Below are 12481 nucleotides of genomic sequence, written 5' to 3'. Positions count from 1 at the left end.
GCATGAAGGCTTCTGCCATGATTGGGGAAACCTCTCAGTCAGCTGCGCTGACAGCTCTCCTATCAGGAGAGCCTTTGCGAGCCACTAGCCACGAACCACGAGCCACGAGCCACTAGCCACGAACCACGAACCACGAAATCTATGGTATAATAGGAAAAAAACGAAAGGGGCACTGCCATGAGTATGCATCATGAAGTAGGCATTACCTGTCCGAAATGCCAGAAGGCCGGTATCTTTACCGTATGGGACAGTATCAATACGAAATTGGATCCGGATATGAAGGACCGCGTCAAGTCGCAGGAGGCTTTCTGCTATCACTGCCCGCACTGCGGGACGGACGTCCACGTCGATTACGGCTTTTTATATCACGACATGGACCACCATTTCATGGTCTTCTACGCGCCGACCGACAAGGACCAGGAAAACGCCGACTGCGATATGGCCGACGGCCAGGCCCAGTTTAAGGCTATGGTGGACACGGCGGGGTATGTCATGCGCCTGGTTCGGACGAAAGCCGATTTGCTGGAAAAAATCGCCATCTTTGAAGCCGGCCTCGACGACCGCCTGATGGAACTGACCAAGGCCGCGGCCCTGGCCCAGGTCGGGGGAAAAGGAAAAGGACTTCACCGTCACGGAAAGCCATTTCGTCACGGCTAAAGACGGGTCCCTGCGCCTGTCCCTGGTCGATGAAAAAAGTGGCCAGCAGGCCTATGTGGACTTTAATAATGGCCTGACCCAGCTCTACGGGCAGTTCCAGCAGCACTTTGCCGACGACCTGCCGGCAGAAGACGCCGTCCTGGCCCGCATCGACGCGGACTGGACGCAGCGGTTCTTGAATAAATACTTATATAATTAAAGGAGGGACCTTTATGTCGAAACTCGTCGTCGTCATCCAGTGCGACATCGTCACCAAGCGCTGCAGCGGCTATGCCTGCATGAATACCTTTGTCAACCGAAAGGACACCTTTGCCGATTATCCGCCGGATACGCGCTTCCTCATGATGACCTGCGGCGGCTGCTGCGGAGCCGGGCTGTCGGCCAAGCTGGAGAACCTGGCCAAGAAGTTGAAGAAATACGGCGATGCCAAGGAAAATGTGACCATCCATTTTGCGTCGTGCATCGTGTCCGACAGCTACCATCGGCCGCCCTGTCCTTTCCGCAATTATATGGCCCAGATCATCGAACGCAAAGGCTATCCCCTGGTCCACGGGACTTATATTTCCCGCATGACCGAAGAAAAACGGAAGCAAGGGACTTATCATGCCTTATAAAAAGGGGAGGAGCCTCGTCGCAGCCGTCCTGATGGTCAGCCTTCTTGGCGGGGGACCGGTCTTCCTGACACTGCCCGGCGTGGCTGCTGCAGGAAATGCCGTCGTCGATAAGAAAGCTATGAAACAGGCCGATTGGCAGCTGGCTGAGGCCTACGGCCGGCCCATGCTCGACGTCCCGGCCGGTGCCGATACGATTATGGGTCCGGCGACGATCCCGGCCCGCCAGATGGTCCATTTCATCCGCCAGCGCAATCCTCATCCTAAGCTGAATGCGCCGCTGGAAGAGGTCGTCCAGGCCTATTATGACGAAGCCGGCCGCGAAGGCATCCGGCCCGACGTGGCCCTTTGCCAGGCCCTGAAGGAAACGGGCTACTTTGCCTATGGCGGCGACGTATCGCCGGACCAGAACAATTTCTGCGGCCTCGGTGCGACGGGGAACCGGGTGGCCGGCGCCCGCTTCGCTACGCCCCAGCTCGGCGTGCGGGCCCATATCCAGCACCTCCTGGCCTATGCCAGTACGGAGCGGCCTAAGACGGCCATCATCGATCCCCGCTACGAACTCTTGGCTGAAAAGCATCCCGAACTCTACGGTAAGGTCGATTCCTGGACGGGCCTCAACGGCCGCTGGGCCGTGCCGGGCAAGCATTATGGCCAGGAAATCCTCTGGATGTGGACCGAAGCCCAGACACCGGACGGAACCCACGATAACCTGGTCACGGGTTTCCAGAAGGTCTTCGCCCATCCCGACGACGCCCAGGCCTATCTCTACCGGGGTATCCTCTTCTTCGACCGCCACGATTACTGGCTGGCCGAACGGGACTTCCGCCGTGCCCTGGCTTTGGACAAGACGTCGCCTGCTGCCTGGTATGACCTGGCTTTGACGCAACAAAAAAGAGGGGAGCTCGAAGCTTCCCTCGCTAGTTACGACCAGGCCGTCGCCTGCCGTCCCGAATATTTGCAGGCCTGGTATAACCGCGGCCTCGTGGCCATGGAATTGAAGCAGGACGATAAGGCCCGGCAGTCCTTCCAGGAAATCCTGCGCTTTTCGCCCCAGTCGGCAGATGCGGCCAACGCCATGGCCGTCCTCTACCTCCGTAAGGGGAACGCAGACAAAGCCGGATCCTGGCTGGAACGGGCCGGCCAGATCAACTCCGCCAATCCCCGCATCCAGGCCAATCGCCAGCAGTTCCAGACCTATCTGCGATAGCTGTATTTGAATTTTATCAATTTATCCATCAAGTATTCCAAGTGACTTTTTTCCGTCTTTATCGGTCCATCGGTCGTCTGTACTAGGTGGGCCGTTTCTTTTTTCTGAGTGAACGTACTCCCGCCTATAGAGGCGGGAGCTTCCTGCTTCAACGAGAACAGCGCCACTGACTCCAAAGAGTTGCGGCGTCTTACACTCTCTCCACAGGCGTAGATTCCCGTGCGACCCACGGTATTTTATGGATTACGTCAGGCTGATATTCGCCTGGCTTCTTCTCGGATATTTATGGCTGCGTTTTTATCCCTGTCATGATGACTGCCACATTTGGGACAATTCCATTCCCGTACAGCCAAATCTTTAGTTTCACTAGTTCGGTAGCCACATACGTGACACAGCTGGCTGCTCGGATACCACTTGTCTATCTTGATAAGCTGTTTGCCTTGCCAAGCCAACTTATATTCCAGCATGTTCGTGAACAGATTCCAGCCATTGTCCGCTACGGATTTGCCAAAGCTGAACTTACCACCCTTTTTCCGCTTTGCCATCGCTTTGACGCTGATATCCTCAATGCCAATGGCATCATAGCGGTCTGCAAGGTAGCGGGCCTTCTTGTGCAGGAAATCCCGGCGTTGATTGGCCACTTTCTCATGGAGAATAGCTACGCGCAGCCTTTGTTTTTCTCTGTTGTGACTTCCTTTTTGCTTGTTGGATAGCTTTCGCTGTGCCTTAGCCAATCTTTTCTCTGCCGTTCGCAGGAAACTGGGATACTTAGCATCCGCCTCATCGGAAGCCACATACAAACCGTGCATCGCAAAATCCAGGCCCAGGAAGGTCTTCGGTATGACAGGGAGTATTTGGTTTTCATACTCCACCAGCATACTGATATAGTACTTTCCTGATGGCGTCTGGCTGATGGTAACGGTCTTTATGATACTGTTCTCTGGCAAGGGGCGATGCTGGCATAATTTCACCCAGCCGACTTTTGGCAGTTTCACCTTATGGCCCTCGATTCGGACAGAACCCTTCTGGTTGTTCGTGGAATACGAAGCGCGACTATTTTTCTTTGACTTGAAGCGCGGCTTGCCGAAATGCTGGCTGTCATTCCAAAAGTGGCTGTATGCCTTGTTCAGATTCAGTTGGGCATTGGCAAGGGCTAAACTATCGACTTCCTTTAGCCAAGGGAAGTCTTCCTTGTACTGCGCAGGCGTGTTATTCAGCTTTTGGCCGGTTTCCTTATAATAGTCAATGCGGTCACTCAGCATCTTGTTGTAGATGAATCGGACACACCCAAAGGTCTTGGCAAACATCATTTTCTGTGCCGTTGTCGGATAGATTCTGTATCGGTATGCCTTATTCACTATCATCACCTGCCTTGACTTTCTATATACTTTCACTCTTACTACTGATTATACTGCAAATCAACTTGTGAAGCTATTGTTTTTCTGATGGCATCGAGCCCTCAGAAAAACCTGCAATTCATCTCACCGCCTAAAGAGGCGGGAGACTTCTTGCAGAATCAGGTTAAATTCCACTTCATAGCCATGGGTCACCATCAGGGCTTGTTCCAGTCCGTAGATTAACATAAACACTGCCCCCCTTTTTTGAGTCTGAAAACAACAAAAGATGCAACGGCGAAATAAGTGCTGCGTTGCATCTTCTGTCTTGCTGTTCTGCTTGTACTTATATTATATAACTTTATAAGCCAAAAATCAATAAAATATTTTGAATAATTGTTAAAAATCTTAAATAATGCGTGACACGGGCTCCCCTAATAGGAGAGCTGTCAGCGCAGCTGACTGAGAGGTTGCATTTGAACGCGAACTGCGGGACGCCTTTTAGGCGTCCCCTACAATTATTTCTTTATCCACAAGGGAGGCCAGGCGGTCGGCGTGGTGTGTGGCGATGATGAGGGTCTTGCCGGCTGCTTTCAGGCTGGGCAGGAAATCTGAAAGCCAAGCCAGGCCGTCGGCGTCGAGGTAGCTTTCCGGTTCGTCCATGGTCCAGACCTGGGGGTTCATGGTCAGTATGGAGGCGATGGCCGTCCGTTTCTTTTCGCCGCCGGACAGGGTGTAAGGCGGGCGGGAGGCCAGCCGGGTCAGGCCCAGCAGTTCCAGGGCATCGTCGACGCGCTGGTGGATTTCTTCAGGCTTCAATCCCATCTGGATCGGGCCGAAGGCCAGTTCCTCGCGGACGCTGCTGCAGAAGAGCTGGGAATCGGGATTCTGCCAGACGTAGCCCAGGCGCTGGTGGAACCATTTGGAATAGGCGTGGTCCCGCATCTTGCCGGCCGTGATGACCGTGCCGTCAAAGGTATACGTCCCCTGCTGGGGGAAAATCAGGCCGTTCAGCAGGCGCAGGAGCGTCGATTTCCCCGAGCCGTTGGGACCGCTGAGGAGGACGGCCTGGCCCGGTTCGATGGTTTCCGTGAGATGAGAGAGGATGGGCCTGTCGTCATAGGCGAAACAGACGTCGTCGAGTTGTATCATGAGAGGACTCCTTCCAGGCGGATGAAGAGATAGACATAGGCCAGCAGGGCCAGGACGAGCAGCCCCGTGGCGGGAGAGAAACGGCGCTTCCGGCCGTACTCATAGGGCCGGTAATCGCCAGTGAAGCAGCGGCAGCACATGGCTTCGTACAGGTCTTGGGACAGGCGCTGGGACTTTTGTAGCAAAATGCCGGAGACGCCGCTCATGGCGGCCTTCTTGTCGGGATTATGACCGACAGAGCGCAGCTTGAGGGCCGTCAGCAGGTCGGACGCTTCCTGGCCTAAGATGACGATGTAGCGCAGCGTCGTGTCGAGGATGAAGATGACCAGCGACGGGACGCGGAACGTCCGCAGGGCGCCGGTCAGTTCATGCCAGGCCAGGTTTTCCTGCAGGAGCATCAGGGCCGTCACGGTGAGGAAAGTCTTGCAGGGCAGGAGAAAGGCGTAGCGGCCATTGCCCAGGAAAAAAGACGGGGCGACGAGGACGGCGCAGAACAGAGCGGCTGCCAGGGCGGCGCCGAGGACTTGGCGCAGCTGCCGGCCGCGATGGAAGCAGAGGAGGACCAGTTCGCCTGCCAGAACGGCCCAGAGGAAGGCCGTCGTCCGGGCCAGGACGACGAAGAGGACCATGACCAGGGTTGCCAATAAGGCCGGCGCCGCGCCGATGGGACGGGTTGGCCGCAGGCCCTGGCTGCGCAGGGCCGTCAGGATGGATACGAGGCGGAGCAGGGAGCGGGAAATGAAATAATCCCGGTCGCTGCCGGGATTATATATTTCCTCGCGGGCCGCCCATTCAGGGAGCTTCATGGGCAATCCTCCCTAGTGCTGGGCCGGCGTATCGAAGGTCGGCCGGGATGGCAGGAAGGACGCGATGACTTTGAAGATGATGATGAGCAGGGCTGTGCCGACGATGGCCGAAATGATGTAGCCTGCGGCATCGGGCAGGCCGGCGATGGCGTAGTCCGGCATGAGGGCGTCGAAGGAAAAGCCCTGTTCCATGCCCGATGGCGTATAGCCCAGGGCAGAGCCGAAGAAATCCGTATCGGCCAGTTCTTCGGCATCCCATTCGCCCCAGGCCGTGCCGGCAGCTAACAAGCCGAGGGGCGTGGCGGCGATGAGGGCGGCCAGGAGTCCGAAGAGGGACTTGCTCGACGACGGGGCCTGGACCGCATGGAAGAGGTCTGGCGACGTCTTGCGCAGATAGGTCAGGATGCCTGTCGTGAAGACGACTTCCGCCAGGCCGAACAAGGTCAGGTGGCCGATCATCATGGCTGGAATGGAAATCCATAACGGATAGGGGCAGTACAGGGCCTGACCGGCAGCATCGGTGAACAGCAGGGGCTGGATGCCAAATTCCACGGCGGCACAGAAGGCAGCTGCGTTGATGCCAACATAAGCGCCGATGCCGGCGGCGACCGTATCCGACGAGATGACCTTCTTCAGGCCGTGATAGATGAAATATCCCGTAAAGGGCAGGACGAAAGCCATGTTGAAGCAGTTGGCGCCGAAAGCCAGGATGCCGCCGTCACCGAAGAACAGGGCCTGGATGAGCAGGGCCACGCTGACGGCCAGACAGGCCGCGTACGGCCCGAAGAGGATGGCAATGAGCGTACCGCCGACGGCGTGTCCCGTCGTACCGCCGGGCAGGGGGATATTGAACATCATGGCCAGGAAGGAAAAGGCCGCAGCAATGCCGAGGAGGGGCAGCTTTTCACGGGGCACCGTTTCCTTGACCTTGCGGATGGACAGCAGCCAGATAGGGACCATGACGGCGCCGAGGACACCGCACGTCGAAGGGCTCAGGTAATTTTCAGGTATATGCATAATGAAACCTCTTTTCCTTAGAAATTTAACTATATTACTATTTTACTAAAAAAGCCCGGCCAATATAAGCCCATGGGGGGGATAAAAAATAGGCCTTTACCTGACGCTCTGGCAGATACTCGATGGCGCATCCATGCTATGGTATAATATAAAATAAATCTATATTAGAAAGAGAGTATAAACGATGATTGATTTTCATGAAATTCTGGACCGCATGAATCAAAACCAGCGGATCAACTTCGATAAAGTATTCCAGCGCATGGCCCGCCGTTGGCAGCAGGAAGGCGTCAAGCCGCGGGTCCTGCTCCATTCCTGCTGCGGCCCGTGCAGTACGGCCGTCCTGGATAGGTTGACCGGCGTGGCCGATGTGACGGTCTACTATTTCAACCCCAACATCCATCCGGAAGCGGAATACCGGCGGCGGGAACTCGTCCAGAAACAGTTCATCGAAGCCTATAACGAAAAGACCGGCCATGATGTCCATTTCCTGGCCGCTCCCTATGAGCCGGAGACATACTTTGAAGCCGTCAAAGGCCTGGAAGATGAACCCGAAGGCGGCGCCCGCTGCCGCGTCTGCTTCGTCCAGCGCATGAAGGCGACGGCCGAAAAAATGCAGGAACTGGGCTATGATTACTTTACGACGACCCTGACCGTCAGCCCCCATAAGAATTCCCAGGTCATCAACGAAGTCGGCCGGGACATCGAAGACCAGTACGGCTACGCCTATTTGCCGACGGACTTCAAAAAGAACAACGGCTTCCTCACATCGACGAAAATGACCGAAGCCTACCACCTCTACCGCCAGCCCTACTGTGGCTGCATCTTCGGTGCCCGCGACCAGGGCCTGGACTTAGAAAAAATCCGCCACGATGCCGAAGTTTTTCTGGCGGAACATAAGTAGGGAACGCAGGCCGCAGTTCGCCGTTCGCAGGTCGCCGCGGTCCTGCGGACCGCAAAAAAATACACGGCCCATGGCCTTGTGCGTAGGAGACGTCCAGAGCCTTTTTGGCCCGTCAGGTGCCGACCAACGGAAAGCTCAGGACAGTTGCCAAAACGGACAGCAGTGGCTGGCGTCTCGCTGTGAGAATCTCGTAGGCGATAAACTATTGGTTTGTGAGCTATTATGGGAAGAATATTTTTGCCCCGTCAGGTGCTGGCCGATGGAAAGTGCAGGGCCGTTGCCGAAACGGAGGAATGCTGGAGCTCTTGATAAAGGTGGATGAGGAGGTCTTCCTTTGGCATTGGTGTATCTTTGCTTGAGGTTTTTATACTTTATAATGTATAATATGTTTTAAGTATTATGTTACGATATTTAGATTGCATAGGCTTATAAATCAGAGAGGGATACATCATGGAAAAACAAATTAGTGATCGAAGCTTAGTTGATTTGTTGTTTAAAACTATTAAAGAATTTTATTTGAAAAGCGAAAATATTGTTTCTGACTGTAAAAAATATGATAGATGTAGATTGATATCGACTTTGTTATCATTAGACGAAAAACATGAATACATAAAAATTTTCTGTGATGACGAAAAAGGAAGAATATTATCTGTACAGAAACCGATGCAGCTTCCTCTCTGTCCAGAACCTACCCCATCAATTTCTCCGTGGTTAATGAAGGATTGGATGGATTATCGGGTAGAAATAAAGATACAAAATGTTAATGAAGAAACAGGTGAAAAATTTAGTGATGTTCCAGAACGAATAGCTTCATTTCATTGTTGGGAAAATAAACGAAAAAATTGGGTAGCAGAACGAGTTCGGTTAAATAAGATTGATAATGTTTTTAAATCTTTTTATACATTACATAATGATTTTCAAGGCCAAGCAGATGAAAGCGAACTTTTGTATGCGTTTGGCTTATTTGTTGACTCGTCTGATAAAAATATTTGTCATCCTTTGTTTACGAAAAGTATAATGGGCCTGTGAATTCAGACCAGTACTGAAAATTTTAAGAGTGCATGATATAGTATTAAGTAACGAAAATTGGAGGATGCTATCATGCCAAGAAAAAAGTACACTTCTGAATTTAAGACCAAGATTGTTCTGTCAATTCTTCAAGGCGACAAGGAATTCAATGTCATCTGTTCTGAAAACGGCCTGAACCCAAACATGGTCAGAAAATGGAAGCAAGAATTCCTGCAAAATGCCCATCTTGCCTTTGGTGCAGATTCTGAGCGTAAGGCCGTTCAGAGGAAGGAGGACGATCTGAAGAAAAAGAATGACCAGATGCTAAGGACCATCGGTCAGCTTACGCTTGAGCGCGACTTTCTTCAGGACTGCTTTCGCCAAGCTGGGGAGGCCATCCCAAGAATCCCGGAATATGATCAGAAAGGATAACGGCCTTTCCATACGTCGTCAGTGCGAATTACTGGGACTGAACCGTTCCGGCCTATATTACACACCTACAGGACCAAACCAAGCTGCTGTTAGGCTTGATGAATCGTTAATGGAACGTATCGACCACTGGCATACCAGGTGTCCCTACCTAGGCTCTCGTAAGATTGTTGCCAAACTACAAGAAGAAGGTTTTTCAGTATGTCGCAAGACAGTACGGCAACTTATGCTGAAGATGGGCATCTATGCTATTTATCCTAAGCCTAACCTGTCCAAGCGCAATTTCAAGGAGTCTATTGTGCCTTATCTGTTGCGCGATTATACCGTGTCTTTTCCAAACCAGGTGTGGTCCATTGACATCACCTATATTCCGATGCCGCATGGGCATATGTACCTAACTGCAATAATTGATTGGTATAGCAGGCGGTTGGTCGGCCACTATCTTTCAGACAGTCTGGAAGCAGAATCTGTTATTCATGCCGTGACGGAAACCGTTAAAGCATGCGGCGTTCCAGCCATTATCAATTCAGATCAAGGCAGCCAGTTTACCAGTGATGATTACAAGAATCTGCTTCGTAACCTCAATATCCGTCAAAGTATGGACGGCAGGAGCCGCTGGGCAGACAACATCATGATTGAACGTTGGTTCCGTAGCCTCAAAACGGAGCAGCTCTATCCGAACGAATATCGCACCCCAAGAGAGCTTCGACGTCTGATTAACCAATACGTAGATGATTACAACAACATACGGCCCCACGAGGCATTAGGCTACAAGGTTCCCAACGAGTTTTACTTTGCTTGCTTCGCTGCTTAGAATAATTCTGCTTACTGCCACTCTTAAAATTTTAGAACGTGGTCTTGACAAGGGGCCCATTATAGTAATGTTTATGCTTTTGCTCAAATTTGAGCGAAAGTGGTATTAAATTTAAGAAGGCTTAATGCTGTAGTTTTGGATTTTTCAATTAGACTTTCCGACTTTTTTGTCTAAAAGTATTTATTTGAGCACCTTTTATTTCATGCGCAAATAGAAAATTGTGATTGAAACAGATGAAAAATAATGTGAGATTAAAAATTTATGCTGTTTATAGCGTGTTTTTGTGATATAATTATTAATATTTGTCGGAGGTGCAAAAAATGGCAATACATTATAACAAGCTATGGAAGCTGCTAATTGATAAGAATATGAAAAAGAAAGATTTGCAACGACTATCCGGTGTTAGCTCGGCAACTATCACAAAGCTTGGTAGAAACGAAAATGTAAATACAGAAATACTTCAAAAAATATGCACAGCTTTAGAATGTGACATTTGTGATATTTTAGAGTTTGTACCTGATAAAATTGAGAAAGGCAAGGTGAATGGTAACAATGATTAAGGATATTATGAATGCCAATGATAGTGCAACACCGAACAGTCGAGAAATGGCTGTATTAAAAGAAAATTTCCCCTCATGTTTTAAGGCAGATGGGTCCTTTGATATTGAACGGTTTAAGGAATTTTTAAGTGATAAGATTGCTGTCACAGGAGAGGGTTATGAACTTAAATTTTTGGGTAAAAACTATGCCCGATTGCTGGCTTCAATTGATACTACAACAGTTGTTGTGCCAGACGATGAACATAACTCAAAACCAGAAAATATGAACAGTGAAAATATCTACATAAGTGGAGATAACCTTGATGCATTGAAGCATCTTTTGAAGTCTTATTCACGCAAAGTCAAATTGATATATATTGATCCGCCATATAATACGGGAACAGACGGATTTGTCTACAATGACAATTTCAAATTTACTGTAGAAGAGCTTTCTGAAAAACTTAGTATTAGTGAGGAACAGGCACAACGCATTTTAGACTTAACAAAGCGTGGTTCGGCTTCTCATTCAGCTTGGCTTATGTTTATGTATCCTAGGTTACAACTTGCTCGAGATTTATTAAGCAAAGATGGAGTCATCTTTATTTCAATAGGAAATGATGAAATGTCAAACTTACGAATTATTTGTGATGATATTTTTGGTGAAGAAAACTTTATAGGAAATATTTCACGAGTTATGAAGTCAGGTGGAGGGAAAGGGCAATTTTTTTCTCCGAATATTGATTATATATTGACCTATGCAAGGAATATTACAGTTACACCAAAGTTCAGAGTACCCGTATCACAAAAAACATTAAATAATTATTACAAAAATGTCGAGTCAGAAGGCGAAAGAAAAGGTGAGAGATATGGAGAGGAGCGTATATTCGTATCTGGACTAGATGCTCGTCCGAATCAACGTTACTGGATTGCTTGCCCTGATGGTAGCTTTGTTATCCCAGAGGGTAGTACATTCCCAAATAAAATTGCAGAAGGTGAGCAAGTTACCCCAGTAGAGGGTGATGGCTGTTGGAAATGGACATATGATACATACAAACGTGAAAAAGAAAAAGGAAATATTGTTTTTAAGGTTACAACTACATCTCCGTTGATAGATGAAAATGGTAATAGATCTAAATATAATTTGTATAATAAAGTCTGGCTAAGTGAGAAAGAGGGTAGTGTTCCGGGTGATATAATAACACAATTTGAGAATCGTCTTAGTTCTGCAGAAATGAAGAAGCTAAATATACCATTTGACTTTGCAAAACCAAGCGCATTAATATCGTATTTGCTTGAGCTATGTCAAAGAAAGAGCGAAGAAAGCTATTATATATTAGATTTCTTTTCTGGATCAGGGACTACCGCGGACTCAATTATGCGTCTGAATGCAGAGGATAATGGTAAACGTAGATTTATTTTGATTCAGTTACCTGAAAAAGTTAAAGAAGGAAGCGAGGCAGAAAAAGTTGGCTTTAACACCATAGATCAAATTGGTATAGAACGCATTATCAGGGCAGCAAAAAAGATAAAGGAAGAATTTCCAGATACAACAGCGGATCTTGGCTTTAAGCACTATACATTGGTTGAGCCTGAGCAAAACACTCTAGACAAGCTTGAAAAGTTTGACCCTACTGAAAATAAATTATTTGCTGACAAAGACATTCTTAGTGATTTTGGAAAACCTACCGTCCTTGCAACGTGGCTTGTTAGAGATGGATATGGACTTACAGCAGATGCTGAGGAGTTAAATTTTGCTGGATACAATGGCTATTATATAGGAAAACATCTTTACCTAATTGACCCGGAATTGTCTAATAAGGCGATTGAATCCATTGTAGTAAAATATGAAACTGACGGCAGCTTTAATCCTGAGAACGTGGTGTTATTCGGTTATAGTTTTACATGGACGGAAATGGAAGCTTTAAAAATTAATTTGAAACGGTTGAAGGATACAGAGAAAAACTTGCGTATCAACTTCGATATCCGTTATTGATTGGAGGGTA

At 49.3% G+C, this 12481-nt stretch carries 14 protein-coding genes; 10 read left to right on the top strand and 4 right to left on the bottom strand.

Features of this window, described 5'->3' with window-relative positions; all coding sequences use genetic code 11:
• The first annotated feature begins 183 nt into the window (after window positions 1–183).
• Genes ACFWUB_RS02245 through ACFWUB_RS02230 form a run of 4 tightly spaced genes read left to right on the top strand, consistent with a single transcriptional unit; the run spans window position 184 to window position 2478 of the window.
• The gene (locus ACFWUB_RS02245) at window positions 184–657 is read left to right on the top strand and encodes a CpXC domain-containing protein (protein ID WP_416184148.1); all 474 of its coding nucleotides are present in this window, start codon (window positions 184–186) and stop codon (window positions 655–657) included.
• Window positions 658–712: 55 nt separating this feature from the next.
• A complete protein-coding gene (locus ACFWUB_RS02240; protein WP_416184147.1) occupies window positions 713–856 on the top strand; it encodes a hypothetical protein in 144 nt (47 codons plus the stop codon).
• Between the two features lie 13 nt (window positions 857–869).
• Window positions 870–1271 (top strand): CGGC domain-containing protein, encoded by a 402-nt coding sequence (locus ACFWUB_RS02235; RefSeq protein ID WP_027894833.1) that lies wholly within the window; start codon window positions 870–872, stop codon window positions 1269–1271.
• The gene (locus ACFWUB_RS02230) at window positions 1261–2478 is read left to right on the top strand and encodes a tetratricopeptide repeat protein (RefSeq protein WP_416184146.1); all 1218 of its coding nucleotides are present in this window, start codon (window positions 1261–1263) and stop codon (window positions 2476–2478) included. Before ACFWUB_RS02235 ends, ACFWUB_RS02230 begins: the two co-directional genes overlap by 11 nt.
• Before the next feature lie 248 nt (window positions 2479–2726).
• Here ACFWUB_RS02230 and ACFWUB_RS02225 read toward each other — a convergent pair whose 3' ends face one another.
• From ACFWUB_RS02225 to cbiM, 4 genes are all read right to left on the bottom strand, one after another.
• Window positions 2727–3788, bottom strand: coding sequence for an RNA-guided endonuclease TnpB family protein (locus ACFWUB_RS02225; protein ID WP_416184145.1), 1062 nt, complete (start codon window positions 3786–3788; stop codon window positions 2727–2729).
• 525 nt (window positions 3789–4313) lie between these two features.
• Window positions 4314–4964, bottom strand: a complete 651-nt coding sequence (locus tag ACFWUB_RS02220) for an energy-coupling factor ABC transporter ATP-binding protein (protein WP_074787229.1) — start codon at window positions 4962–4964, stop codon at window positions 4314–4316.
• Window positions 4961–5770 (bottom strand): energy-coupling factor transporter transmembrane component T, encoded by an 810-nt coding sequence (locus ACFWUB_RS02215; protein ID WP_416184144.1) that lies wholly within the window; start codon window positions 5768–5770, stop codon window positions 4961–4963. Before ACFWUB_RS02215 ends, ACFWUB_RS02220 begins: the two co-directional genes overlap by 4 nt.
• Window positions 5771–5782: 12 nt before the next feature.
• Window positions 5783–6787 carry a cobalt transporter CbiM gene (cbiM, locus tag ACFWUB_RS02210; protein WP_416184143.1) on the bottom strand — a complete coding sequence of 335 codons (1005 nt, stop codon included), beginning with the start codon at window positions 6785–6787 and terminating at the stop codon, window positions 5783–5785.
• Window positions 6788–6971: 184 nt separating this feature from the next.
• Between cbiM and ACFWUB_RS02205 the strand changes: the two genes are divergently transcribed.
• The 6 genes from ACFWUB_RS02205 (at window position 6972) to ACFWUB_RS02180 (ending at window position 12471) form a co-directional block, all read left to right on the top strand.
• A complete protein-coding gene (locus tag ACFWUB_RS02205; protein WP_292299069.1) occupies window positions 6972–7688 on the top strand; it encodes an epoxyqueuosine reductase QueH in 717 nt (238 codons plus the stop codon).
• Between the two features lie 450 nt (window positions 7689–8138).
• On the top strand, window positions 8139–8717 hold the full coding sequence (locus ACFWUB_RS02200) for a hypothetical protein (protein WP_416184142.1): 579 nt from the start codon (window positions 8139–8141) through the stop codon (window positions 8715–8717).
• Between the two features lie 72 nt (window positions 8718–8789).
• On the top strand, window positions 8790–9128 hold the full coding sequence (locus tag ACFWUB_RS02195) for a transposase (RefSeq protein ID WP_020310576.1): 339 nt from the start codon (window positions 8790–8792) through the stop codon (window positions 9126–9128).
• Entirely contained in the window at window positions 9046–9939 is an 894-nt protein-coding gene (locus tag ACFWUB_RS02190) for an IS3 family transposase (protein WP_416184141.1), read from the top strand. Before ACFWUB_RS02195 ends, ACFWUB_RS02190 begins: the two co-directional genes overlap by 83 nt.
• Window positions 9940–10259: 320 nt before the next feature.
• The gene (locus ACFWUB_RS02185; RefSeq protein ID WP_416184140.1) at window positions 10260–10499 is read left to right on the top strand and encodes a helix-turn-helix domain-containing protein; all 240 of its coding nucleotides are present in this window, start codon (window positions 10260–10262) and stop codon (window positions 10497–10499) included.
• The gene (locus ACFWUB_RS02180; protein WP_416184139.1) at window positions 10492–12471 is read left to right on the top strand and encodes a site-specific DNA-methyltransferase; all 1980 of its coding nucleotides are present in this window, start codon (window positions 10492–10494) and stop codon (window positions 12469–12471) included. Before ACFWUB_RS02185 ends, ACFWUB_RS02180 begins: the two co-directional genes overlap by 8 nt.
• Window positions 12472–12481: the final 10 nt, after the last annotated feature.

This window comes from Megasphaera sp., assembly GCF_047831605.1.
Lineage (GTDB): Bacteria > Bacillota > Negativicutes > Veillonellales > Megasphaeraceae > Megasphaera > Megasphaera intestinihominis.
The sequence above is the reverse complement of the archived record's forward strand: the minus strand, read 5'-3'. Positions and strand labels throughout refer to the sequence as shown.

Coding starts and splice junctions, on each gene's coding strand:
- ACFWUB_RS02245 (WP_416184148.1), top strand. CDS start 184: ATGCATCATGAAGTAGGCATTACCTGTCCGAAATGCCAGAAGGCCGGT.
- ACFWUB_RS02235 (WP_027894833.1), top strand. CDS start 870: ATGTCGAAACTCGTCGTCGTCATCCAGTGCGACATCGTCACCAAGCGC.
- ACFWUB_RS02230 (WP_416184146.1), top strand. CDS start 1,261: ATGCCTTATAAAAAGGGGAGGAGCCTCGTCGCAGCCGTCCTGATGGTC.
- ACFWUB_RS02225 (WP_416184145.1), bottom strand. CDS start 3,788: ATGATGTTTGCCAAGACCTTTGGGTGTGTCCGATTCATCTACAACAAG.
- ACFWUB_RS02220 (WP_074787229.1), bottom strand. CDS start 4,964: ATGATACAACTCGACGACGTCTGTTTCGCCTATGACGACAGGCCCATC.
- ACFWUB_RS02215 (WP_416184144.1), bottom strand. CDS start 5,770: ATGAAGCTCCCTGAATGGGCGGCCCGCGAGGAAATATATAATCCCGGC.
- cbiM (WP_416184143.1), bottom strand. CDS start 6,787: ATGCATATACCTGAAAATTACCTGAGCCCTTCGACGTGCGGTGTCCTC.
- ACFWUB_RS02205 (WP_292299069.1), top strand. CDS start 6,972: ATGATTGATTTTCATGAAATTCTGGACCGCATGAATCAAAACCAGCGG.
- ACFWUB_RS02200 (WP_416184142.1), top strand. CDS start 8,139: ATGGAAAAACAAATTAGTGATCGAAGCTTAGTTGATTTGTTGTTTAAA.
- ACFWUB_RS02195 (WP_020310576.1), top strand. CDS start 8,790: ATGCCAAGAAAAAAGTACACTTCTGAATTTAAGACCAAGATTGTTCTG.
- ACFWUB_RS02185 (WP_416184140.1), top strand. CDS start 10,260: ATGGCAATACATTATAACAAGCTATGGAAGCTGCTAATTGATAAGAAT.
- ACFWUB_RS02180 (WP_416184139.1), top strand. CDS start 10,492: ATGATTAAGGATATTATGAATGCCAATGATAGTGCAACACCGAACAGT.